At 72.5% G+C, this 23,720-nt stretch carries 22 protein-coding genes; 6 read left to right on the top strand and 16 right to left on the bottom strand.

The window, feature by feature from the left end; translation table 11 throughout:
* Positions 1 to 44: 44 nt before the first annotated feature.
* Positions 45 to 1,208 carry an adenosine deaminase gene (locus E4U91_RS21680; protein ID WP_137308371.1) on the bottom strand — a complete coding sequence of 388 codons (1,164 nt, stop codon included), beginning with the start codon at positions 1,206 to 1,208 and terminating at the stop codon, positions 45 to 47.
* A 113-nt stretch (positions 1,209 to 1,321) separates the two neighbouring features.
* On the opposite strand from E4U91_RS21680, the gene E4U91_RS21675 reads away from it, so the two are divergent.
* The gene (locus tag E4U91_RS21675) at positions 1,322 to 2,083 is read left to right on the top strand and encodes an alpha/beta hydrolase (protein WP_137308370.1); all 762 of its coding nucleotides are present in this window, start codon (positions 1,322 to 1,324) and stop codon (positions 2,081 to 2,083) included.
* Between the two features lie 39 nt (positions 2,084 to 2,122).
* Here the strand turns inward: E4U91_RS21675 and E4U91_RS21670 are convergent, their stop codons facing one another.
* Positions 2,123 to 3,085 carry a LysR family transcriptional regulator gene (locus E4U91_RS21670; RefSeq protein WP_137308369.1) on the bottom strand — a complete coding sequence of 321 codons (963 nt, stop codon included), beginning with the start codon at positions 3,083 to 3,085 and terminating at the stop codon, positions 2,123 to 2,125.
* A gap of 63 nt (positions 3,086 to 3,148) precedes the next feature.
* Between E4U91_RS21670 and E4U91_RS21665 the strand changes: the two genes are divergently transcribed.
* Together E4U91_RS21665 and E4U91_RS21660 are read left to right on the top strand one after the other, a co-directional pair.
* Complete coding sequence (locus E4U91_RS21665; protein ID WP_137308368.1) at positions 3,149 to 4,447, top strand: MFS transporter; 1,299 nt, start codon at positions 3,149 to 3,151, stop codon at positions 4,445 to 4,447.
* A gap of 213 nt (positions 4,448 to 4,660) precedes the next feature.
* Positions 4,661 to 5,677, top strand: a complete 1,017-nt coding sequence (locus tag E4U91_RS21660; RefSeq protein ID WP_137308367.1) for a sigma-70 family RNA polymerase sigma factor — start codon at positions 4,661 to 4,663, stop codon at positions 5,675 to 5,677.
* On the opposite strand, the gene E4U91_RS21655 is transcribed toward E4U91_RS21660, so the two are convergent.
* The 8 genes from E4U91_RS21655 to E4U91_RS21620 form a co-directional block, all read right to left on the bottom strand.
* Positions 5,561 to 5,914, bottom strand: a complete 354-nt coding sequence (locus E4U91_RS21655) for an STAS domain-containing protein (protein WP_137308366.1) — start codon at positions 5,912 to 5,914, stop codon at positions 5,561 to 5,563. The genes E4U91_RS21660 and E4U91_RS21655 overlap by 117 nt on opposite strands.
* An 88-nt stretch (positions 5,915 to 6,002) precedes the next feature.
* Entirely contained in the window at positions 6,003 to 7,286 is a 1,284-nt protein-coding gene (locus E4U91_RS21650; RefSeq protein WP_137308365.1) for a thymidine phosphorylase, read from the bottom strand.
* A gap of 72 nt (positions 7,287 to 7,358) precedes the next feature.
* Positions 7,359 to 7,763, bottom strand: coding sequence for a cytidine deaminase (locus E4U91_RS21645; RefSeq protein ID WP_137308364.1), 405 nt, complete (start codon positions 7,761 to 7,763; stop codon positions 7,359 to 7,361).
* Positions 7,760 to 9,022 carry an ABC transporter permease gene (locus tag E4U91_RS21640; RefSeq protein WP_137308363.1) on the bottom strand — a complete coding sequence of 421 codons (1,263 nt, stop codon included), beginning with the start codon at positions 9,020 to 9,022 and terminating at the stop codon, positions 7,760 to 7,762. Before E4U91_RS21640 ends, E4U91_RS21645 begins: the two co-directional genes overlap by 4 nt.
* Positions 9,022 to 10,146, bottom strand: a complete 1,125-nt coding sequence (locus E4U91_RS21635; RefSeq protein WP_067239995.1) for an ABC transporter permease — start codon at positions 10,144 to 10,146, stop codon at positions 9,022 to 9,024. Before E4U91_RS21635 ends, E4U91_RS21640 begins: the two co-directional genes overlap by 1 nt.
* Positions 10,143 to 11,765, bottom strand: coding sequence for an ABC transporter ATP-binding protein (locus E4U91_RS21630; protein ID WP_241678652.1), 1,623 nt, complete (start codon positions 11,763 to 11,765; stop codon positions 10,143 to 10,145). The genes E4U91_RS21635 and E4U91_RS21630 overlap by 4 nt, the downstream gene beginning before the upstream one ends.
* A gap of 268 nt (positions 11,766 to 12,033) precedes the next feature.
* Positions 12,034 to 13,083, bottom strand: coding sequence for a BMP family lipoprotein (locus tag E4U91_RS21625; protein WP_137308361.1), 1,050 nt, complete (start codon positions 13,081 to 13,083; stop codon positions 12,034 to 12,036).
* Positions 13,084 to 13,339: 256 nt separating this feature from the next.
* A complete protein-coding gene (locus E4U91_RS21620; RefSeq protein ID WP_174867839.1) occupies positions 13,340 to 14,413 on the bottom strand; it encodes a BMP family lipoprotein in 1,074 nt (357 codons plus the stop codon).
* Between the two features lie 331 nt (positions 14,414 to 14,744).
* Here E4U91_RS21620 and E4U91_RS21615 point away from each other — a divergent pair, with 331 nt between their 5' ends.
* Together E4U91_RS21615 and E4U91_RS21610 are read left to right on the top strand one after the other, a co-directional pair.
* Entirely contained in the window at positions 14,745 to 15,218 is a 474-nt protein-coding gene (locus tag E4U91_RS21615) for a carboxymuconolactone decarboxylase family protein (protein ID WP_137308360.1), read from the top strand.
* 184 nt (positions 15,219 to 15,402) lie between these two features.
* Positions 15,403 to 17,040, top strand: coding sequence for a cellulase family glycosylhydrolase (locus E4U91_RS21610; RefSeq protein ID WP_137308359.1), 1,638 nt, complete (start codon positions 15,403 to 15,405; stop codon positions 17,038 to 17,040).
* Positions 17,041 to 17,128: 88 nt separating this feature from the next.
* On the opposite strand, the gene E4U91_RS21605 is transcribed toward E4U91_RS21610, so the two are convergent.
* Both E4U91_RS21605 and E4U91_RS21600 read right to left on the bottom strand, forming a co-directional pair.
* Entirely contained in the window at positions 17,129 to 17,824 is a 696-nt protein-coding gene (locus E4U91_RS21605; protein WP_174867838.1) for a class I SAM-dependent methyltransferase, read from the bottom strand.
* A gap of 78 nt (positions 17,825 to 17,902) precedes the next feature.
* Positions 17,903 to 18,202 carry a hypothetical protein gene (locus E4U91_RS21600; RefSeq protein ID WP_137308358.1) on the bottom strand — a complete coding sequence of 100 codons (300 nt, stop codon included), beginning with the start codon at positions 18,200 to 18,202 and terminating at the stop codon, positions 17,903 to 17,905.
* A 398-nt stretch (positions 18,203 to 18,600) separates the two neighbouring features.
* Between E4U91_RS21600 and E4U91_RS21595 the strand changes: the two genes are divergently transcribed.
* Complete coding sequence (locus E4U91_RS21595; protein ID WP_137308357.1) at positions 18,601 to 19,842, top strand: amidohydrolase; 1,242 nt, start codon at positions 18,601 to 18,603, stop codon at positions 19,840 to 19,842.
* A gap of 45 nt (positions 19,843 to 19,887) precedes the next feature.
* On the opposite strand, the gene E4U91_RS21590 is transcribed toward E4U91_RS21595, so the two are convergent.
* The 4 genes from E4U91_RS21590 to E4U91_RS21575 form a co-directional block, all read right to left on the bottom strand.
* Positions 19,888 to 20,226, bottom strand: coding sequence for a DUF1330 domain-containing protein (locus E4U91_RS21590; protein ID WP_137308356.1), 339 nt, complete (start codon positions 20,224 to 20,226; stop codon positions 19,888 to 19,890).
* 130 nt (positions 20,227 to 20,356) lie between these two features.
* Positions 20,357 to 21,442 (bottom strand): hypothetical protein, encoded by a 1,086-nt coding sequence (locus E4U91_RS21585; RefSeq protein WP_137308355.1) that lies wholly within the window; start codon positions 21,440 to 21,442, stop codon positions 20,357 to 20,359.
* Between the two features lie 56 nt (positions 21,443 to 21,498).
* Positions 21,499 to 22,437 carry an N-acetylneuraminate synthase family protein gene (locus tag E4U91_RS21580; RefSeq protein ID WP_137308354.1) on the bottom strand — a complete coding sequence of 313 codons (939 nt, stop codon included), beginning with the start codon at positions 22,435 to 22,437 and terminating at the stop codon, positions 21,499 to 21,501.
* A 14-nt stretch (positions 22,438 to 22,451) separates the two neighbouring features.
* Entirely contained in the window at positions 22,452 to 23,672 is a 1,221-nt protein-coding gene (locus E4U91_RS21575; RefSeq protein WP_137308353.1) for an acylneuraminate cytidylyltransferase, read from the bottom strand.
* Positions 23,673 to 23,720 lie beyond the last annotated feature (48 nt).

Below are 23,720 nucleotides of genomic sequence, written 5' to 3'. Positions count from 1 at the left end.
ATGGTGAAATCCTGTCCGCACTCCGCACCGCACTACCGCCCCGGTCAGCCCTCCTGGGCCGAAGAATCCCTGGTCGAAGCGGTCTGCTGGAACAGCCATTCGGATTTCAGCTCGGCATAACCGGGCTTGATCACGTCATTGATCATGGCCAGTCGTTCATCGAAAGGAATGAACGCTGATTTCATCGCATTGACGGAGAACCATTGCAGGTCGTCGAGCGTGTAACCGAATGCGTCGACCAGGTGCTCGAATTCCCGGCTCATGCTGGTGCCGGACATCAGCCGGTTGTCGGTGTTCACGGTGGCCCGGAAGTGCAGCCGCCGCAGCAGCCCGATCGGGTGCTCCTCGCACGAGGACGCCGCCCCGGTCTGGAGGTTGGAACTGGGGCACAGCTCCAGCGGGACCCGCTTGTCGCGCACGTACGACGCGAGCCGCCCGAGCTTCACGGTGCCGTCCCCGGCGACCTCGATGTCGTCGATGATGCGCACCCCGTGCCCGAGCCGGTCGGCGCCGCACCACTGGAGCGCCTGCCAGATGGACGGCAGCCCGAACGCCTCGCCGGCGTGGATGGTGAAGTGGTTGTTCTCCCGCTTCAGGAACTCGAAGGCGTCCAGGTGCCGGGTCGGCGGGTGGCCGGCCTCGGCGCCCGCGATGTCGAAGCCGACGACGCCCGCGTCCCGGTAGCGGTTGGCGAGTTCGGCGATCTCCAGGGAGCGGGCCGCGTGCCGCATGGCGGTCAGCAACGCCCCGACGCGGATGCGGTGGCCGTGGGCGCGGGCGGTGCGCTCGCCCTCCCGGAAGCCCTCGTTGACGGCCTCGACGACCTCCTCGAGGGTCAGTCCGCCCTCGAGGTGCTGCTCGGGGGCGTAGCGCACCTCGGCGTAGACCACGCCGTCCTCGGCGAGGTCCTCGGCGCACTCGCGGGCGACCCGCACCAGCGCGTCGCGGGTCTGCATGACGCCGACGGTGTGCGAGAAGGTCTCCAAGTACCGTTCCAGGGAACCGGAGTCGGCGGCCTCGCGGAACCAGACACCGAGCTTGCCGGGGTCGGTCTCGGGGAGGTGCGCGTAGCCCGTCGCGCGGGCGAGGTCCACGATCGTGCCGGGACGCAGCCCGCCGTCGAGGTGGTCGTGCAGCAGGACCTTGGGCGCCCGGCGGATCTGCTCCGGGCTGGGCGTGACGCCCGTCGCGGTGGTCTGGCTCGTCATTGCGGCACTCTAACTCCTACGCGCGTAGATCACCCGTCGCGCACGGCCGTCGATACGCAACGGTGACCCCCCGGCAGGGTGGCGTACACCAGCGCTTCTGACACTGTTCTGCCATGGCACAACAAGCGACGCCGGCCCGAACGGCCCGGCTGGGCAGGGCGATCGGACCGGAACCGACGTCGGTGAGCGGGGTCGTCCTGCTGCTGCCCGGCGGCGAGGAGGTCTCCGACCGCAGACCCTCGCCGCTGCGCGCGGCGGCCTCCGTGCGTGGCCTCGGCCGGCGGCTGGCCCGCGCCGGCCGGGACGAGGGACTGGCCACCCACGTCGTGCACTACCGCTACCGCGGCTGGAACGGCAGTGACGCCCACCCGGCGGCGGACGCGGCCTGGGCCGCGGACGAGGCGGTACGGCGCTACGGCGACGTCCCCGTGTGCCTGGCCGGTCCGGGCATGGGCGGGCGGGCGGCGCTGCGCGCGGGCGGGCACGAGGCCGTCACCTCCGTGCTGGCCCTCGCGCCCTGGCTGCCGGAGGAGGACGTGGCCGGGACGCCGGAGCCGGTACGGCAGTTGGCGGGACGGCGGGTGCTGATCGTGCACGGCACGAACGACCGGCGGACCGATCCGGAGCTGTCGTTCCGGCTGGCGGAGCGGGCGAAGAAGGCCAACCGGGAGGTGTGCCGCTTCGAAGTGCACGCCGACGGGCACGGGTTGCACCAGTACCGGGACGAAGTGCACTCGCTGGCCGAGGACTTCGTGATCGGCACCCTGTTCGGGCGGTCGTTCTCCCGCCCGGTGACGGACGCCCTCGCCGCGCCGCCGCCGCTGGGCCTGCGGATGCCCCTGGCGGCGGGGTTCGGGCGCTCGCTGCGGCGGTGACGCCCGGACGGCGCCGCGCGCCGGCGGCCGGGCGGCGCCTCAGTCGGGGAGCAGGGCGCCCCGGCGCGAGAGCAGGAACTTCTTGAAGGCCGCCACCGGCGGGGTGTCCGGGCGGTCGGCCAGCCAGGCCACCCCGATCTCGCGGACCGCCCGCGGGGCGGTGACCGCCAGCTCCACCACACCCGGCCGGGGCACCGTCGGCGGGGGCAGCAGGGCCACGCCGAGACCGGCCGCGACCAGGCCCCGCAGGGTCTCCGCCTCCTCGCCCTCGAAGGCGACCCTGGGCCGGAACCCGGCCTCGCGGCACAGCGCGTCGGTGATGCGGCGCAGCCCGTAGCCCGGTTCCAGGGTCACGAAGGTCTCCTCGGCGGCCTCGGCGAGGCGGACCCGCCTGCGGCCGGCGAGCCGGTGCTCGGCGGGGACCACCAGGCGCAGCTTCTGCTCGTCCAGGCGGCGCGCGACCAGGTCCGGCGCGTCCGGCACCGGCGAGGTCAGGCACAGGTCCAGCTGCCCCGCCCGCAGCCCCTCCAGCATCGCCTCGCCGTGGTTCTGGACCAGGCCGAAGCGCACGCGCGGGTGATCGGCGCGGAAGGCGTGCAGCAGGGCGGGTACGGTCTCGGCGCCCATGGTGTGCAGGAAGCCGAACGCGACCTTGCCGGTGGCCGCGTCGGCGTCGGCGCGGACCTCGTCGGCGGCGCGCCGCACCTCGGCGAGGGCCCGCTCGACGGAGGTGAGGAAGGTCCGGCCGGCGGGCGTCAGCGACACCGTCCGGCCGTGCCGGGCGAACAGGTCGACGCCCAGGTCCTGCTCCAGGCGGGCCATCGCGCGCGAGAGGGTGGACTGCGGGACGTTCATCTCCTGCGCGGCCCGGGTGACGTGCTCGGTGCGGGCCACACCGGCGAAGTGGGCGAGCCGCGGCGCGAGCAGCATCCCCATGTCGGTCGTGTCTTCCGTGTCACCGGACGGTGACAGGCGGGCCCCGGACCTCTGCTGATGCACCATGGGAACGATTATGGACAGTCCGTGCATTGGACGGATGAGTGGGGCGTCCGTAGCGTCGTCGGCATGTCTCCCGCCGATACCGGGGCGTCCACGACCGTGGGCGCCCGCCTGCCAGCCTGCCCCGATTCCCCGACGGACACCCCGACGGACACCCGCATGACCCCGGGCGGCCCCGGCTACCGCCGGATGAGCCTCGCCCTGTTCCTCGCGGGCGTCGCCACCTTCGCCCTGCTGTACTCCACCCAGGCGCTGCTGCCGCTCATCTCCGGGGAGTTCGGGGTCGCGGCGGGCGAGGCGAGCTGGACGGTCGCGGCGGCGACCGGCGGCCTCGCGCTGTTCGTCCTGCCGATGAGCGCCCTGTCCGAGCGCTACGGCCGCCGTACGGTGATGACGGCCTCGCTGGCGGTCGCGGTGGCCGTCGGCGTCCTGGTGCCCTTCGCGCCGTCGATCGGCGCGCTGGTGGTGCTGCGGGCGGTGCAGGGCGCCGCGCTGGCCGGGCTCCCGGCGTCGGCGACGGCGTACCTCGCGGAGGAGGTGCGGCCCAAGGCGCTGGTGACGGCGATCGGCCTGTTCGTCGCGGGCAACAGCGTCGGCGGGATGAGCGGCCGGGTCATCACCGGCTGGGTCGCGCAGGAGTGGGGCTGGCGGGTCGCCGTCGGCGTGATCGGCGCGCTCGCCGTGGCCTGCGCGGTGGCGTTCCGGCTGCTGCTGCCCGCGCCCCGGCACTTCACCCCCGGCTCGCTGCGCCCCCGGGTGCTGCTCGGCACGGTCCGCGACCACCTGGCGAACCCGCTGCTGCGCCGGCTGTACGCGATCGGCGCGCTGTTCATGACGGTGTTCGGCGGGGTCTACACGGTGATCGGCTACCGCCTCACCGAGCAGCCGTTCGGACTGCCGCAGGGCGTCGTCGGCTCGATCTTCCTGGTCTACCTGGTCGGCACCGTGTCGGCCTCGACGGCCGGCCGCCTGGTGGGCCGCCTCGGCCGCCGGGGCGCCCTGTACCTGGCGGGCGGCACCACGGCGGCGGGCCTGCTGCTGTCCCTGGGCGACCGCCTGGCGCTCGTCCTGCTGGGCCTGGTGCTCATCACCGCGGGCTTCTTCGCGGGCCACGCGGTGGCGTCCTCGGCGGTCAGCCGGACGGCCACCACGGGCCGCGCCCAGGCCTCCGCGCTCTACCAGTCCGCCTACTACGTCGGCTCCAGCGCCGGCAGCACGGTGGGCGCCCTGGCCTTCCACTCCGGCGGCTGGGCCGGGACGGTCGGCGTGGGCCTGCTCGCGGTGCTCGGCGTAGTGGGCATCACCCTGTGCGGCACGCGCGCGGCGCGGGTGGCGGCCCGCCGGGAGCCGGTGCCGGCGCACTGAGGACCCCGCCCGGCGCCCCGCGCCGGGCCCCGCGCGCCCGTCGGGTGCACGGGAGCCCAGGACGGGAGCCCAGGGCGGAAGCCCAGGTCGGAACACCCCTTCCGACCTGGGCTTTCGTGCACTCGACGGGCCGTTGTCAGTGGGCTGCGGTAGCTTCCGGAGTAGTGGCGCGAAGGCGCGGCACAGGACGGCCACAGGGGCGGGTGGACGACGATGACGGACGGCACGGCGACGGTCGAGGACCTCGACGTCAGGCTGGAGAGGCACCGGACCGAGCTGACCGGGTACTGCTACCGGATGCTCGGCTCCTCCTTCGAGGCCGAGGACGCGGTGCAGGACACGCTGGTGCGGGCCTGGCGGAGCTACGCCACGTTCGAGGGCCGGTCCAGTCTGCGCTCCTGGCTCTACCGCATCGCGACCAACGTCTGCCTGGACATGCTGACCGCGGGCAACAAGCGGGCCCGTCCGATGGACCTCCAGGAGGCCACGCCGCTGGCGCGGGCCGCCCTCTCCCCCCGCCCCGACCACACCTGGCTGGAACCCATGCCCGACGCGCGCGTGCTGCCCACGGTGGAGGACCCGGCCGAGGCAGCCGTGGCCAAGGAGTCGGTGCGGCTGGCGTTCATGGCGGCACTGCAGCAGCTGCCGCCCAAGCAGCGGGCGGTGCTGATCCTGCGCGAGGTGCTGGCCTGGCGGGCCAGTGAGGTCGCCGAGCTGCTCGGCACGTCGGTCGCGTCGGTCAACAGCGCGCTCCAGCGGGCCAGGGCGACCCTCGCCGAGCGGGACGACAAGGCGGCCTCGGCGGCCGTGTCCGACCCGCTGGACGACGAGCAGCGCAAGCTGCTGGACCGCTACGTGGCGGCCTTCGAGGGGTACGACATGACGGCGCTGACGGCACTGCTGCACGAGGACGCCGTCATGACGATGCCGCCGTTCGACCTGTGGCTGACCGGCCACGACGACATCGCCGGCTTCATGACCACGTTCGGCTCCGCGTGCGCGGGCTCACGGCTGCTGCCGGTGGAGGTCAACGGCCTGCCGGGGTTCGCGCAGTACAAGCCCGACCCGGAGAAGGGCGGCTACGCCCCCTGGGCGATCCAGGTGCTGGAGATCTCAGACGGCCGCCTCACCGGGTTCCACTTCTTCCTCGACACCCAGCGGTGGTTCCCGCTGTTCGGGGTCCCCCTCCATCTCGAAGGGGATGCCGACCAGGCCGAGCAGGGCGCGTAGCGCGGGATCGGCGCCGCGCAGCCGGAGGTGTCCCCCGGCCCGCCGGGCGGCCAGCTCCAACCGGGCCAAGGTGTCCACGACGGGCAGGCCCGGCGGTCCGGCCCCGGTGACGTCGCAGACGACCACCCGGCCGGCGGTGACCTCCAGCAGCGCCCGCACGGCGTCGCAGAGCCCCGCCACCTCGGAGCGGGTGGCGGGACCGGTCAGCGTGAGCACGGGCGGTGTCGTCGGGTCCACGTACGGTATGACCGCGGCGGACCCCCCGACTCATCGGTGCCCGGCGGCCGAGCGGGAACCGCCCCGCCCGGCCCGGTCTCCGTCGGTGTCAGGCGATGCGCTCCAGCACCACCGGCGACGGGGTGAAGGACGTGCCCGGCGCCGCGATGTCCCAGGAGCCCTCGACGGCCTGGAGCGCGTAGTCGAACCGCTCGGGGGTGTCGGTGTGCAGGGTCAGCAGCGGCTGCCCCTCGGTCACCGTGTCGCCGGGCCTGGCGTGCAGCTCGACGCCCGCGGCGGCCTGCACCGGGTCCTCCTTGCGGGCGCGGCCCGCGCCGAGGCGCCAGGCGGCGATGCCGATGTCGTAGGCGTCCAGCCGGGTCAGCACCCCGCTCGCGGGCGCCTTGACCACGTGCTGTTCCTTGGAGGTGGGCAGCGCGGCGTCCGGGTCGCCGCCCTGGGCCGCGATCATCCGGCGCCAGACGTCCATCGCCGAGCCGTCGGCCAGCGCCTTCGCCGGGTCGGCGTCGCGCACCCCGGCCGCGTCGAGCATCTCCCGCGCCAGGGCGAGGGTCAGCTCGACCACGTCCGCGGGGCCGCCGCCCGCCAGCACCTCCAGCGACTCGCGGACCTCCAGCGCGTTGCCCGCGGTCAGGCCGAGCGGGGTGGACATGTCCGTGAGCAGCGCGACGGTGCGCACACCGTGGTCGGTGCCGAGGCCGACCATGGTCGAGGCCAGCTCGCGGGCGTCCTCCACCGTCTTCATGAAGGCGCCGCTGCCGACCTTGACGTCCAGCACCAGCGAGCCGGTGCCCTCGGCGATCTTCTTGGACATGATGGACGAGGCGATCAGCGGGATCGCCTCCACCGTGCCGGTCACGTCCCGCAGCGCGTACAGCTTCTTGTCGGCGGGGGCCAGTCCGTCGCCGGCCGCGCAGATCACCGCGCCGGTGGTGTCGAGGACGTGCAGCATCTCCTCGTTGGACAGCAGCGCGCGCCAGCCGGGGATCGACTCCAGCTTGTCCAGCGTGCCGCCGGTGTGGCCGAGGCCGCGGCCGGACAGCTGCGGGACCGCCGCGCCGCAGGCGGCCACCAGCGGGGCGAGCGGCAGCGTGATTTTGTCGCCGACGCCGCCCGTGGAGTGCTTGTCGGCGGTCGGCCGGGACAGCGACGAGAAGTCCATGCGCTCGCCGGAGGCGATCATCGCGGCGGTCCAGCGGGCGATCTCGCGCCGGTTCATGCCGTTGAGCAGGATCGCCATCGCGAGGGAGGACATCTGCTCGTCGGCGACCTCGCCGCGCGTGTACGCGTCGATGACCCAGTCGATCTGCTCGTCGCTGAGCTCTCCGCGGTCCCGCTTGGTGCGGATGACGGAGACGGCGTCCATGGCCATGGCGTTCCTTCCGGGTGGTTCAAAACGTGCGCGGCCCCTCCGGCCTGACGGACTCGGAGGGGCCGCGCGATGTCACTTGGTGAGGTGGTCCGGCCCGAAGGCCTGCGGGAGCATCCGGGCCAGCGGGAGGACGCCCTCGGGGGTCTCCAGCAGCAGGTCCGGCCCGCCGAACTCGTACAGCAGCTGCCGGCAGCGGCCGCACGGCACCAGCACGTCGCCGTTGCCGTCCACGCACGTGAAGTGCGTCAGCCGGCCGCCGCCGGTGCGCTGCAGCTCGGAGACCAGCCCGCACTCGGCGCACAGGCCGAGCCCGTAGGAGGCGTTCTCCACGTTGCAGCCGGAGACCGTGCGGCCGTCGTCGACGAGGGCGGCGACCCCGACCGGGTAGCCCGAGTAGGGGGCGTACGCGTGGCGCATGGCCTCGTGGGCCAGTGCGCGCAGCGCCTCCCAGTCGCAGGTCTCCTGGGGCCGGGTCACTTGCCCTGCCCCTTCCGGTACGGCAGACCGTCCGCCTTCGGCATCCGCAGGCGCTGCGCGGACAGCGACAGCACCAGCAGCGTGACGACGTACGGCGCGGCGGTGACGACCTGGCGCGGGACCTCGTCGGTGCCGGCGTACCAGAGGAACATCACCGCGGAGATCACCAGCGTGATGACCCCGCTGATCAGCTTGCGGCGCCACAGCAGGTAGACACCGCCGACCACCAGCAGCATGGCGAGCAGCAGGATCAGCGCGTGCACGTTGGTGGTGCCGCCGCGCAGGTTGAGGCTGTCGGTGTAGCCGAACAGGCCGGCGCCCAGGGCGAGGCCGCCCGGCATCCAGTTGCCGAAGATCATCGCGGCGAGGCCGATGTAGCCGCGGCCGGCGGTCTGGCCGTCGAGGTACACGTTGGACGCGACGATCGACAGGAAGGCGCCGCCGAGGCCGGCGAAGCCACCGGAGATGATCACGGCGATGTACTTGTACTTGTAGACGTTCACGCCGAGGGACTCGGCGGCGACCGGGTTCTCGCCGCAGGAGCGCAGGCGCAGCCCGAACGCCGTACGCCACAGCACCCACCAGGTGGCGGGGACCAGGGCGACCGCGACGACGGTCAGCGGCGAGAGGTTGGTGACCAGGCCGCCGACCAGGCCGGCGATGTCGGAGACCAGGAACCAGTGCTTCTCGTTGAGCGTCTGGAGCCAGCTCGACAGGCCGGGGATGTCGAAGGTGCCCAGCGAGTCGATCGGCGGGGACTGCTTGGAGGAGCCCTGCGGGGCGTCCTCGAAGGTGAACTTCGACAGGTAGCGGGTGGTGCCGAGGGCCAGGATGTTCAGCGCCACACCGGAGACGATGTGGTTGACGTTGAACGTGACGGTGGCGATGGCGTGCAGGACGGCGCCGAGCGCGCCGCCGATGATGCCGAACGCGACACCGGTCCACGGGCCCCACTGGTAGCCGGCCCAGGCGCCGAACCAGGTGCCGAGGATCATCATGCCCTCGAGGCCGATGTTGACCACGCCCGCGCGCTCGGCCCACAGGCCGCCGAGACCGGCGAGGCCGATCGGCACGGCGAGCCGCAGGGCCGTGGACATCTGGCCGGTGGAGGTGATGCCGTCCGCGCCGGAGATCAGCCGGACGACGGAGGTGAGGACCAGCACGCCCGCGATGATCAGCAGGAGTACCGGCAGGGAGAGACGGCGGCTGCCCTTGCCGGGCTGCTGCGCCGTGGGCTTGGCGACGGTCGCGGTGCTCATCAGGCAGCCACCTCCTTCTGGGCGTTCGGGTTGGCGGCCTCGGCCGCGAGCTGGGCGCCGACCTGCTTCTGCTGGCGGCGCAGGCCCCACTGCCGTACGGCCTCGTACGAGATGACGACCGCGAAGACGATCAGGCCCTGCATGATGGTGGCGATCTCCTTCTCGTACGCCACCGGGACGGCGTAGTCGAGGGCGGGGGACGCCTTGTCGAGGAAGGCCCAGAGCAGGGCGGCCAGGGCGATGCCGCCCGGGTTGTTGCGGCCGAGCAGGGCGATGCCGATGGCGGTGAAGCCGAGGCCCGCCGGGAAGCTCAGCGAGTAGGTGTGCACGTCGCCGAGGAGCAGCGGCAGGCCGGAGATGCCGGCCACCGCGCCGGAGATCAGCATCGCGGTGAGCACCATGCGCTTGGCGTCGACGCCGGAGGCCGCGGCGGCGGTCTCGGACTCGCCGGTGGCGCGCAGGTCGAAGCCGAAGCGGGTGCGGTTGAGGACCAGCCAGTAGGCGATGCCCAGGGCGATCGCGAGGAAGACCAGGCCGTAGATCTCGCCGACGTCCTGGCCCAGGTCGATCCCGGGCACCCAGCCGGAGTCCTTCATGATGCCGGTGGTGACGTTGTCGCCGACCAGCACGCCGAGGTTGTCGGTCAGGGTGAGGTAGCCGATGACGCTGGTGGCGATCGAGTTCAGCATGATCGTCGCGACGACCTCGCTGACGCCCCGGGTCACCTTCAGCACGCCGGCGATGCCGGCCCACATGGCGCCGGTCAGCGCGCCCACCAGCAGCAGCATCGGGACCTGCAGGAAGGACGGCAGGGCGACGTGGGCGCCGACCACGGCCGTCATCATCGCGCCGAGGCGGTACTGGCCGTCGACGCCGATGTTGAACAGGTTCATGCGGAAGCCGAGGGCGACCGCGATGGCGGCGATGTAGTACAGCGACGCCTGGTTGACGATCAGCACCTGGACGTCGGAGTACCCGGCCTGCTCCAGCATCAGCCGGTACGGCTCGAACGGGTTCTTGCCGGAGGCGATCAGCACGACCGAGGTCAGCAGGATCGCCGCGACGAGCGCGATGACGGGGCCCGCCACCGCGACGAGCACGCGCTCCTTGTCGAACTTCTTCATCGGGCCTCGTCCTCCGGGGCGGTGTCCGCCGCGCTGTCTTCGGAATGGTGCAGGTGCCCGGTCGCGGCGCCGGTCATCGCGGAACCGAGCTCCTCCGGGGTGATGGTGGCGGGGTCGGCGTCGGCGACCAGCCTGCCGTCGAAGATCACCCGCAGGGTGTCCGACAGTCCGATCAGCTCGTCGAGGTCGGCGGAGATCAGCAGCACCGCCAGGCCCTCGCGGCGGGCCTCGCGGATGCGGTCCCAGATCTGGGCCTGCGCGCCGACGTCCACACCGCGGGTGGGGTGGGCGGCGATCAGGAACTTGGGGTCGTGGCTCATCTCGCGGCCGACGATCAGCTTCTGCTGGTTGCCGCCGGACAGGGAGGCCGCGGTGACGTCGATGCCGGGGGTGCGGACGTCGTACTGCTCGACGATCCGGCGGGTGTCGGCCTGGGCGCCCTTGGGGTTGAGCCAGAAGCCCTTGGCGTTCGGGGCCTCGGTGACGTGGCCGAGGATGCGGTTCTCCCAGAGCGGGGCCTCCAGGAGCAGGCCCTGGCGGTGGCGGTCCTCGGGGATGTAGCCGATGCCGGACTCGCGCCGCTTGCGGGTGGCCCAGGGGGTGATGTCCTCGCCGAGGAAGACGATCTGCCCGGAGTCGGCGGCCTTGGTGCCGATCAGCGCGTCGATCAGCTCGGTCTGGCCGTTGCCCTCGACACCGGCGATGCCCATGACCTCACCGGCGTGGATGGTGAAGGTGACGTCGTCGAGGATCTTCTTGACCTGGCCGGCGGGCGCGAACTCGGTGAGGCCCCCGGCGGCGGGCTCCTCCTCCGTGCCCAGGGACACGGCGCCGCGGGCGTGCACGGTGAGGTTCCTGACCTCCAGCACCGCGCGGTCGGTGACCGTGGACTCGGCGGTCTCCGGGGTGGGCAGCTCGCTGCCGACCATCATCTCGGCCAGCTGGCGCGGGGTGGTCTGCGCGGGGACGGCCGTCCCGACGGTCGTGCCGCGCCGGATGACGGTGATCTCGTCGGCGACGGAGAGCACCTCGCCCAGCTTGTGGGAGATGAAGATGACGGACAGGCCCTCGGACTTCAGCCCGCGCAGGTTGGCGAAGAGCGCGTCGACCTCCTGCGGCACGAGCACGGCGGTCGGCTCGTCGAGGATGAGGGTGCTCGCGCCGCGGAAGAGGACCTTGAGGATCTCGACGCGCTGGCGGTCGGCCACGCCGAGGTCCTCGACCAGGGCGTCGGGGCGCACCCCGAGGCCGTAGCGGTCGGAGATCTCCTGGATCTTGCGGCGGGCGCCGCCGCCGATGCCGTGCAGCTTCTCGCTGCCGAGGACGACGTTCTCGAGCACGGTGAGGTTGTCGGCCAGCATGAAGTGCTGGTGGACCATGCCGATGCCGCGCGCGATGGCGTCGGCGGGGCTGGAGAAGCTCACCTGCTCGCCGCCGACCGCGATGGTCCCCTCGTCCGGCTTCTGCATGCCGTAGAGGATCTTCATCAGGGTCGACTTGCCGGCGCCGTTCTCGCCGACGAGGGCGTGCACGGTGCCCTTGCGGACGGTCAGGTGGATGTCGTGGTTGGCGACGACACCGGGGAACCGCTTGGTGATGCCCGTGAGCTCCACCGCCACTGTCGACGGAGCGGTGAGCGGAGGGCTGCTGGACGCGTCGATGGCGCACTCTCCTCGGGAAAGGGGCCGCTCTACGCGCGTAGCGCCCCTGCTTTAAATAGTGCCCGGACCTGATCGCACTGCTTCCAGTCTGATCCGTTCCGAGCATTGTGCCGCGCGAACGGGGCGCGGGGAGGCCATCCTCCCCGCGCCCCGTTCCGTGGCCGTAACGCTGTCATGACAGCGTCCTCTTGGCCATGGTCCGTACGGCCTCGGCGGCCGCGCCGGGTCAGGAGGTCTTGACGGTGATGGTGCCGTTCTTGATGCCTTCCTCGGCCTTCTTCACGGCGTCCTGGATCGCCTGGTCGCCCGAGAACTTCGGGTTCGAGGACGACAGGCTCACGCCGCCGTTGGCCAGGCTGCCGCGGATCTCACCGGTCTCCGGCTTGCCGTCGTGGACGGACTTGGCCAGGCCGTAGACCGCGCCCTCGACGTTCTTCATGGCCGAGGTGAGGATCGAGGCCTTGTACTTGGCCAGCGCGTCCTGCTTGTACTGGTCGGAGTCGACGCCGATCGCCCAGACGTTGTGCGCCGCGGCGGCCTTGATCACGCCCTGGCCGGACAGGCCGGCGGCGGCGTAGAGGACGTCCGCGTGGGCGTCGATCTGGCCGTCGGCCGCGCTCTCGCCCTTGTCGGGGCTGGAGAAGCCACCCTCGGCGGCGGTCTCGGTCAGGTACTGCGACTTGACCGTGACGCCCTTCTTGGTGTCCGCGACGCCCTGCTTGAAGCCGGCCTCGAACTTGTGGATCAGGGGCACGTCCACGCCGCCGATGAAGCCGACGACGTTGGTCTTGGTGGCCTTGGCGGCGGCCACGCCCGCCAGGTAGGACGCCTGCTCCTCGTGGAAGACGAGGTTGGCGACGTTCTTCGCCTGGAAGGAGTTGTCGTCGACGATGCCGAAGGTGGTCTTCGGGAACTTCGCGGCCACCGCCTTCACGGCCGGCGCGTACGCGAAGCCGACGCCGATCACCGGGTTGTACCCCTGCTTGGCGAGGGTCTCCAGGCGCTGCGTCTTGTCCGCGTCGGACTCGCCGTCCTGCGGCTCGACCGCGGCGGACTTGTAGCCGAACTCCTTGTCGGCCTTGTCCAGGCCGGCGGTGGCCGCGTCGTTGAAGGACTGGTCGCCCTTGCCGCCGACGTCGTACGCCAGCGCGAGGCCCAGGTTCTTGTCACTGCTGCTGGAGGAGGACGACGTGGACGAGCTTCCGCAAGCGGAAACCGTCACGGCGAGGGCTGCGGTAGCAACACCCGCAACCGCGATACGGGACACCCGGCGCATGGAACGAGACTCCTTTGTGCAAGCGCCCATACCAGGCGCTGGTTCCGCCGCAGCGTAACGCGCGTAGACCAGACGGAAAAACCCTTCTGTCCGGTCCGTTATCGAGCTGTGGCCGCATTTTGCCGCCAGACTACGGACAGCAATGCGCCCCTTGCGGGAGGCAAGGGGCGCACGGATCGCAAAGGGCCCGGAGGGCCCAGTGACCCCGGCAAAAGTCAGACCTTTGGATTCCGCCGGGGCCCGGCTGCGACAGCGGTCACTGGGTCTTGACGGTGACCTTGCCGGAGGTGATGTCCTGCTTGGCCTTGTCCACCGCGCCGACCACGTCGGTCATCGCCTTGTACTTCGGGTTGGAGTCGGCGAAGCCGACGCCGTCGTTGGAGAGGCTGCCGCGGACCACGCCGCTCAGCGGCTTGCCGTCGTGGACCGACTTGACCAGGTCGTAGACCGCGCCGCCGACGTTCTTCAGGGCCGAGCCGAGGATGTGGTCCTTGTACGCGGCCAGCGAGCTCTGGCTGTACTGGTCGGAGTCGACGCCGATGACCCAGATCCCCTTGGACGCGCCCTCGGAGATCACACCCTGACCGGACAGGCCGGCCGCGTGGTAGATCACGTCGACGCCCTTCTCGATCTGGCCGCTGGCACCCTCCTTGCCCTTGTCGGGGCTGGAGAAGCCGCCCTCGGCCGGGGTCTCGGTGAGGTACTGCGACTCGATCTTGATGTTCGGGTTGACCGACTTGGCGCCCTGGACGTACCCGGCCTCGAACTTGTGGATCAGCGGGATGTCGACACCGCCGATGAAGCCGATGTGCGCCTTCTTCGACGCCTTCGCGGCGGCCACGCCGGCCAGGTAGGACGCCTGCTCCTCGTGGAAGACCAGGTCGGCGACATTCTTCGCCTGGACGGTCTCGTCGTCGATGATCCCGAAGGTGGTCTTCGGGAACTTCGCGGCCACCGCCTTCACGGCCGGCGCGTAGATGTAGCCGACGCCGATGACCGGGTTGTAGCCGGCCTGGGCCAGCTGGGTCAGGCGCTGCACCTTGTCCGCGTCGGACTCGCCGTCCTGCGGCTCGACGTCCCGGCCGCCGAGGCCGAACTCCTTCTCGGCCTTCTGGAACCCGGCGTAGGCCGCGTCGTTGAAGGACTGGTCGCCCTTGCCGCCGATGTCGTACGCGAGGCCGATGCCCTTGCCCTTGTAGCCGCCGGCGGACTCCTTGTCACCGCCCTTGGAGCTGGTGCTGGACTCACCGCACCCGGCGGCCGCGAGCGCGAGGACCGCGACGGCCACCGCTGCCTGGGAGACCCTGCTCCCCCGAGAGATCAGACGCATGACAAGCACCCTTCGTCCCCGCGGCACCGCCGACTGCGCCGGCCCGCATCCCCGATCGGCCACCTGCGGTGGCGATTCCGGCGCACAGTAACGCGCGTAGAAGGGGAGCGGAACGGGGTTCCTCGCGGCCGTTATCGATTCGTGCCGCCCCCGGGTCGCGGGCGGGTCCCGGCGGTTACGGCCGGGTGTCAGGACGGGGCGAAACGGGGCGTACCAGGCGGCGCCATCCTCCTCGTGCGTGCTGAGACGCAGGTCACATCCAGGGCTGTCACATCCGTCCGGGCCGTTCCGTCAGAGAAGTACAACCCGCTACCACGACAGAGGAGTTCTCATGGAAGCCCGGCTGAACCTCTTCGCCAACCCTTTCTTCGGCAAGGTCCTCAAGCACATCAACTCCGCGGGCAAGGCCGTCTCGGACTCGTCCCTGCCCGCCGCGACCCAGGAACTGGTGAAGATCCGCGCGAGCCAGATCAACGGCTGCGGCTTCTGCACCGACATGCACACCAAGGACGCCGCGCACGCCGGGGAGAGTGCGCAGCGCCTGCACCTGGTCGCCGTCTGGCGTGAGGCCACGGTGTTCACGGAGGCCGAACGGGCCGCCCTGGAGCTGACCGAGCAGGGCACCCGGATCGCCGACGCGGCCGGCGGCGTGTCGGACGAGGTGTGGCAGAACGCGGCCAAGCACTACGACGAGGAGCAACTCGCCGCGCTGGTCTCGCTGATCGCCATCATCAACGCCTACAACCGGGTCAACGTGATCAACCAGCAGCCGGCCGGCGACTACCAGCCGGGCATGTTCGGCTGACGGGCGCGTCGTGCGGCGGAGGGGCCGGCGCCCACGGGCGCCGGCCCCGCTCTTGTCGAACGCGCCCTTCGATCACCCACCCCGATCTCGGCGGCCCGCCCGCGCGCGAGCCTTGACGTGTACTTGGCGACCTTAGTTCCATGGGAGCGCTCCCACCCCTGTCCCCCCTCTCCCAGGAGCCGCCGTGAGACCCCCGAGAAGCGTCCTGACCGCCCTCGTCGGATTACTCGCCCTGTTCGGCCTCGCCCTGACCGCCCCCGCCGCCCACGCCGCCCAGCCGCCCCAGCCGCTCGCCGCGACCGGCCTGCACATCAGCGACGGCCGGCTGGTGGAGCGCGACGGCGACGACTTCGTGATGCGGGGCGTCAACCACGCCCACACCTGGTACCCCGGCGAACTCCAGTCGCTCGCCGACATCAAGGCGCTCGGCGCCAACACCGTCCGCGTGGTCCTCGCCGACGGCCATCGCTGGGCCGCGAACAGCGCCTCCGACGTCGCGAACGTCGTCGCCCAGTGCAAGGCGAACCGGCTCATCTGCGTCCTGGAGGTGCACGACACCACCGGCTACGGCGAGGACGCGGCGGCCGGCACCCTCGACCAGGCCGCCGACTACTGGATCGGCCTGAAGGACGTGCTGGCCGGGCAGGAGGACTACGTCGTCATCAACATCGGCAACGAGCCCTGGGGCAACACCGAACCGGCCGGCTGGACCGACCCCACCATCGCGGCGGTCAAGAAGCTGCGCGCCGCCGGGCTCCAGCACACGATCATGGTGGACGCGCCCAACTGGGGCCAGGACTGGCAGGGCGTCATGCGCGCCAACGCGCAGGCGGTCTACGCCGCCGACCCCACCGGCAACCTCCTGTTCTCCATCCACATGTACAGCGTGTTCGACACCGCGCAGGAGGTCACCGACTACCTGAACGCCTTCGTCGGCGCCCGGCTCCCCCTCGTGATCGGCGAGTTCGGCGGTCCCGCCGACCAGTGGGGCGACCCGGACGAGGACACCATGATGGCCGCCGCCCAGCAGCTCCGGCTCGGCTGGCTGGCCTGGTCCTGGAGCGGCAACACCGATCCGGTCCTCGACCTGGCGACCGACTTCGACCCGACGCGGCTCAGCGCCTGGGGCGAACGCATCTTCCACGGGGTCGACGGCATCGCGCAGACCGCGAAGGAGGCCGGCGTCTACGGCGGCGGCTCCGGGGACACCCGGGCGCCGACCGCCCCGGGCACTCCGGTCGCCTCGGCGGTCACCGCGAGCTCCGTCACCCTGACCTGGCCGGCGTCCACGGACGACGTCGGCGTCAGCGGGTACGACGTGGTCCGCGTCAGCGGCACCACCGAGACCGCGGTCGCCGCCTCCACCGCGCCCACGGCGACGGTGACGGGGCTGGGCGCGAGCACCGCGTACACGTTCGCGGTGTACGCCCGGGACGCCGCCGGCCACCGCTCGGCCCGCTCGGCGACGGTGACCGTCACCACCGGAGCCGGGACGCCCACCGGGACCTGCTCGGTCGGCTACCGGGTCGTCGGCCAGTGGCCCGGCGGCTTCCAGGGCGAGCTCGTCCTGCGCAACACCGGCACCGCCGCCCTGACCGGCTGGACGCTGGCCTTCACCTACGCCGACGGCCAGGCCCTGAGCAGCATGTGGGGCGGCACGTACGCCCAGAGCGGCGGTGCGGTGACCGTGAAGCCCGCCGCCTACACCGCCACGGTGCCGGCCGGCGGTTCGGTGACGGTCGGCTTCCTCGCGTCGAAGGGCGCCACCAACACGGCACCGACCGCGTTCACGGTGAACGGCACGGCCTGCGCGACGGGCTGAGCCGGCGCACGCGGCGCGCGGTAGCGCCGGGGGGCCGGTCCACCGAGCGCGGTGGACCGGCCCGTCCGTCGTCGGTGCCGGGCCCGTCCTACGCGGGCCGGCGGGCCAGGACGTAGCCCCGGGGCATCCGCAGCAGGGACGGTCCCTCCGGGGCGAGGACGGCGCGGGCCCGTACCTCCAGGCCCGCGCCGGTCAGGAGGCCGGCCACCGTGTCCGGGGTGCGCCAGTGGTAGCGCAGGTCCACCGGCCGGCCGTAGCGCTCGGCCAGGTGCCGGCCGTCGAGGTCCTCCTCGAACTGGAAGAGGAGCATCACGTGGCCGCCCGGGGCCAGCACGCGGCGGAACTCGGCGAAGACCGCCGGCAGGTGCTCGTCCGGGACGTGGATGATCGAGTACAGCGCGGTGATACCGCCGAGCGTGGCGTCCGGCAGGTCGAGCGCGGTCATGGAACCCACGTGGAAGCGCAGGTGGGGGTGGGCGCGGCGGGCCAGCGCGACCATGCGGGGCGAGACGTCCACGCCGAAGACCGGCACCCCGAGGGCGTGCAGCCGGGCGGTGACGTACCCCGGTCCGCTGCCGACGTCGGCCACCGGTCCGCCGCCCGCCTCCTTCACCAGGTCGGCGAAGGCGGTGAGCAGGGCGCCGTACAGCGGGCCGTCGCCCAGGCCGTCGGGATGCTCCTCGGTGTAGTCCTCGGCGATCGTGTCGTACGAGTCCCGGGCGGCCCGGAGGGCGTCCGCCAGGTCCGCCCGCGTGGTCGTGGTCCCTGCGTCGGAGTCGGTCACGGGAGCGGACTCTACCCGCGGCGGACGGGCGCGTGCGGTGAAGTGACCTGACGGGCGCGGGTGTTGGCCGGGGCGGGGTCACGGCGGCGAGTCGTCCTCGTACCGGGTGAAGCGGGCGAGCAGCCGGCCGGCGTCCGTGAGGACGGCCTCCTCGTCCGGTACGAGCCGCCGGGCTCGGGCGCGGGCGCGGCGGCCGCGCCATCCCGCGAGCCACACCAGCGTGGCCAGCACCCAGCCGGCGAGACCCGTGAGCACGATCATGGCGAGGACCATGCCCAGGAGCAGGGAGACGGCGTCGAACACGCCGAGCCGGAGCAGGGTGAAGGGATCCGGGGCACATCCGCATGCCTGCACGAGGTCGTTCGCCGGGGTCGCCATGGGGGCACCGTGCCCGGTGGCGGGGTGGGGGTCACGCCGTGTGGCCGAACCGCCGCGCGGTGGTGATGGTTCCGCCACCTGACGGACCGGGCACGGCGGCGGTGGCCGGTTCGCTGGATGGACAACTCCAGCGTTTCTGTGGCGACGCGTGGTATCCGTGGAAGAGGAAGAAAGTAGAAGGAAAGCCGGAGGAAGAGGAGGAAAGAGCAGGAGGCACGAGGAGTGCACGACGGGTGGAGCCCATGATCGGCTCGGCCGGAGGACGGGCGAGTTTACCCACCCGACACAACCGCCATGCGCCGCGCGGCCAATTTTTCTTCGCCTGACGGGTTGAAGTTTGGTGATCGTGGGTCGGTTGACCGCCCCGGCGTCCTACCCTTCAAAGGGTGAAGCAACTGATGTCCCGAGAGTCCGAGGCCGATCCCGCCGCCACCGCCGGGCACGCAGCGCTCCCCGGCGCCCTCCCGGAGGAGCTGCGCGCCGAGCTCGTCGCCTTCCGCCGCGACCTGCACATGCATCCCGAGCTCGGCAACCAGGAGTTCCGCACCACGGCCGCGATCAAGGCCCGCCTGGAGAAGGCGGGCCTGCGACCGCGGGTGCTGGGCGGGGGCACCGGCCTGATCTGTGACATCGGCGACGTCGACCCGGTCACCGGCTCCGTGATGGCGCTGCGCGCGGACATCGACGCGCTGCCCATCCCGGACACCAAGATCGACTGCGCGTACCGGTCCACGGTGCCCGACCGCGCGCACGCCTGCGGCCACGACGTGCACACCACCGTGGTGCTGGGCGCCGCCCTGGTCCTGGCCGAGCTGCACCGCGACGGCCTGCTGCCGCGCCCGGTGCGGCTGATCTTCCAGCCCGCCGAGGAGGTGCTGCCCGGCGGCGCGGCCGACGCGATCGCGTGCGGCGCGCTGGACGGGGTGGGCCGGATCATCGCCGTGCACTGCGACCCGCGGGTGGACGCCGGCCGGATCGGGCTGCGGGTCGGGCCGATCACCTCGGCCTGCGACCGGCTGGAGATCTCCCTGGAGGGCCCCGGCGGCCACACCGCCCGCCCGCACCTGACGACCGACCTGGTGACCGCGGCGGCCCGGGTGGTCACCGACGTCCCGGCGCTGGTCGGCCGGCGCATCGACACGCGCAGCGGGCTGGCGGTCACCTGGGGCCGCATCGACTGCGGTCACGCGCCGAACGTCATCCCGCAGCACGCCGAGCTGTCCGGCACGGTGCGCTGCCTCGACATCGAGGCCTGGCGGCTGGCGCCCGACATGGTGGTCGCGGCGATCGACGAGGTGGCCAACCTGCACCGGGCCAAGTCTGAGATCAACTACGTGCGGGGCGTGCCGCCGGTCGTCAACGACGCCGAGGTCGTCGACCTGCTGGACAGCGCGATGACCGCGCGCCGGGGCGCCGACTCCGTGGAGAGCACCGAGCAGAGCCTCGGCGGCGAGGACTTCTCCTGGTACCTGGAGCACGTCCCCGGCGCCATGGCCCGCCTCGGCGTCCGCCCCCCGGGCGAGCGCACGGTGCGCGACCTGCACCAGGGCGATTTCGACGCGGACGAGTCGGCGATCCGGGTGGGTGTGGAGCTGTTCACGGCGGCGGTCCTGCTGGACGCCCGCACGCGCACCGCGTAGGTCCCGCGAGTGGCCCTCTGACCGGTGCCGGCCCGCCGGCACCGGTCAGAGGGCCGCCCGCAGCGTGGCCGCCGTCGCGCGGGGGTCGTAGTCGGGCGCCACGCCCTCCGCCAGGACGATGTCCCCGGCGATGTGGTCCGTGCGCAGGTGCAGGATCTCCCGGTAGGCGGGGGACGCGTACCAGGCGCGGGCCTCGGCGAGGCCGGGGAACGCGATCAGCACGAGGTTGCCCTCGAAGCCGCCCTCCACCACCTCGGCCGGCGGGCCGTGCAGCAGGAACCGGCCCTGGAAGGGGTCCAGCGTGTCCTGGATGCGGTCGATGTACTCGACGACGTCCGGGTGCAGGGCGCTGTGGTGCAGGTGGGCAAAGGCGTAGGCGGTCATGTCCGGCTCCTTCGGCACGTCTGCTGGGGCGACGCGTCGAACGTACCGACGCCGGAGCGGGGTCGCGATTACCCGGGAGGTAAGGGCCCCCGCTCCGGTCCCGGTCGGCGCGCACGGGACCGCCGCACGCCTACGCCGGGGTCACCGCCGCCAGCCGGTGGACGCCGCGGGCCGTGGTCGTGACGCCCGCGAGAAAGCCTTCGGCGCGCGGGGAGGCGTGCTCGGTCAGCCAGCCGGGGTCGATGTCGCAGACCACGATGCGCACCTCGGTGCCGGCCAGGGCCAGCGGCAGGGTGTGCACGACCGTGGAGGGGAAGCTGAGCACGGTGCGGCCGACCGGGCCGCGGCGGGCGATCAGTTCCAGGGGCAGCTCGGGCCGGACGACCTCCAGGCCGGTCTCCACGGCCAGCCGGTGCAGCTTGTCGGCGCTCTCGCGCCGGTGGGCGAAGTAGCGGTGCACCCCGTGCGCCTCGGCCAGGGTGCGGACGGCCTCCAGGTAGCGCTCGCCGTCCACCACACCGGTCTCCACCAGGGAGGTGCCGACCAGGTCGGCGCCGTTGATCAGGTGGGGCGGGCCGAAGCGCTCCCGGGTCCAGGCGAAGGCGTTGGCGGTGACCGTGACGCCCTCGGGCCTCTCCTCGACCGGCATGGCGGAGAACACCTCCACCGTCCGGTTCCCGGCCGGGGACAGCCGGCGGCGCGCCCGGGCCGACACCGGCGCGAAGAGCAGGTCGCGCGGGGCGGGCCGGCCGCCCTTGCGGTGCCAGCGCACCAGGCGCTCGCCGCGCGCGAGCTGGGCGACGAACTCCATCGTCGCGGTGCCGTCGTCGACGACCACCAGGGACCGGGCCCGGGTGATCGTCAGCAGCAGCTGGACGTAGCGGGAGAACGGGTCGCCCATGACGACCCGGTCGGCCCGCCGCAGCAGGCCGGCCAGGGAACCGACGGTGCGGAAGGGGGCCGTGGCGCCGCCACGGGCCTCCTCCCAGCGCACCTCGTGGCCCTCCTCGCGGGCCAGCTCGGCCATCCGGCGCAGCTGGCCGCGGGTCATCGGGTCGGTCGGCGACAACACGACCAGGGTGAACCCCGCGCCGGGCTCCTCGCGCGGGCGCAGGCCCTGGGCGTGGGCCCACTCCAGCACGTTCAGGAGCTGTACCGGACTCTCGACGAAGGCGAGGGTGTGGGGGGTGCCGGTGTTCCCGGCGCGGGGGCTCATCCTCGTACGACCATCCCGTCGTGGGGCGCTGTCGGGGTGCGGATCGGCGGCCGGGGTTAGACCGTCAGGGGCTCGCCCGCCGCGGCCGCGATCTCCGCCTCGGCGACCACGCCGGTGACGCGGCGCAGCTTCTTCATCGGGCCGCGCTCGGACTCGTAGACCTTCTTCACGCCGTCGCCGAGGGACGCCTCGATGGTGCGGATGTCGCGCACCAGGCGGGTCAGGCCCTGGGGTTCGACGGAGGCGGCCTGGTCGGAGCCCCACATGGCGCGGTCCAGGGTGATGTGGCGCTCGACGAAGGCCGCGCCGAGGGCGACCGCGGCCAGCGTGGTCTGCAGGCCGGTCTCGTGGCCGGAGTAGCCGATCGGGACGTTCGGGTACTCCTTCTCCAGCGTGTTGATCACGCGGAGGTTGAGCTCCTCGGCCCTCGCCGGGTAGGTCGAGGTGGCGTGGCACATCAGGATGTTGTCGCTGCCGAGGACCTCCACCGCGTGGCGGATCTGCTTCGGGGTGGACATGCCGGTGGACAGAATGACCGTGCGGCCGGTGGCGCGCAGGGCGCGCAGCAGCTCGTCGTCGGTGAGGGAGGCGGAGGCGACCTTGTGGGCCGGGACGTCGAACTTCTCCAGGAAGGCCACGGCCTCGGTGTCCCACGGGGAGGCGAACCAGGCGATGCCCTTGTCCTTGCAGTACGCGTCGATCTGCCGGTACTCGTCCTCGCCGAACTCCACGCGGTGGCGGTAGTCGATGTACGTCATCCGGCCCCAGGGGGTGTCGCGCTCGATGTCCCACTGGTCGCGCGGGGTGCAGATCTCGGGAGTGCGCTTCTGGAACTTCACGGCGTCGCAGCCGGCTTCGGCGGCCACGTCGATCAGCTTGAAGGCGTTCTCCAGCTCGCCGTTGTGGTTGATGCCGATCTCGCCGCAGATGTAGACGGGGCGGCCCGGGCCGACCTCGCGGGAACCGAACGTGCGCAGGCGGGAGTTGGTGCTCATGGCAGGAACTGTCCTTAGGTGTGGAGGGAGTCGAGGGAGGGGCCGAGGATCCAGCCGGCGATCTCTCGGATCGCGCCGTCGCCGCCGGGGACGGTGGTGACCGCGCGTGCGGCGCCGCGTACGACGTCGTGGGCGCTCGCGACCGCCACCGGCCAGCCCACGAGGGCGAAGCACGGGAGGTCGTTGACGTCGTTGCCGACGTAGAGCACGCGCTCCGGCGCGATGCCCTGCTCCTCGCACCACTGCTTCAGCGCGAGGTCCTTGCGGTCGACGCCGTGCAGCACCGGGAGCCTCAGCTTCCGGGCCCGGGCGGCGACCACCGGGTTCTGTTCCGTGGACAGGACCAGCATCGCCAGGCCGCTGCGGCGCAGGGCGGCGATGCCCAGTCCGTCCCCGCGGTGCACGGAGACGAACTCCCGTCCGTCGGCGTCGATCAGCACCCGGTCGTCGGTCTGGGTGCCGTCGAAGTCCAGGACGACCGCGTCGATGTCACCGGCGGTCGGGAGGGCGCCCGGGCGGTCCGCGTCGAGCAGCGGGGCCAGGGCGCGGGCGCGGGCCAGGTCGTGCGGGTCGTCGATCTCCAGGACGCGCGCCGGGTCGGTGCGGACCAGTTCGGTCCGGCCGAAGAAGCGGTGGCCGTGGGTGCGGAAGCCCGCCGCGTCCATCGCGTAGGCGGCGCCGGTCTCCAGGTAGTCCTGGGGGCGGTCCTGGCGGCGCGGCCGGTGGGCCCGGTCGTGGTTGACGCCGGTGCCGCCCTCGGAGGCGTCCTCGGCGTCGCGCCAGACGAAACCGTGGAAGGGGGCGACGGTCACGGCGGTGTCGGCGCCGCGCTCGGCGACCGCGCCGGCCACCGCGTCGACGTCCTCGTGGACCAGGAAGGGGCTGGTGCACTGGACGAGCAGCACCACGTCGACGGGGGCGCCGCGCAGGGCCTCGTGGGCGTCCAGGGCGTGCAGCACGGCGGCCTCGGAGGTGGCGGTGTCACCGGCGATGGCGGCGGGCCGCAGCACGACCTCGGCGCCGGCCTGGCGGGCCACGGCGGCGATGGCCTGGTCGTCGGTGGACACGACGACGTCCGTGACGAGCCGTGCCGCCAGGCACGCCCGGACCGCCCGCACCACCAGCGGGACCCCGCCGACGGGGGCCAGGTTCTTGGCGGGCACCCCCTTGGAGCCGCCGCGCGCGGGAATCACGGCGAGCACCCGGCGCACCGGGGGGCCGTCGGGGTGGGGCATGGGGTGAACTCCTCGGTCGGGGGACGGGTGCGGCGGGGGCGGGGCGGG

This window comes from Streptomyces lasalocidi, from assembly GCF_005280215.1.
GTDB classification, from domain to species: domain Bacteria; phylum Actinomycetota; class Actinomycetes; order Streptomycetales; family Streptomycetaceae; genus Streptomyces; species Streptomyces longwoodensis.
This window is presented reverse-complemented; position numbering and strand designations above follow the sequence as displayed.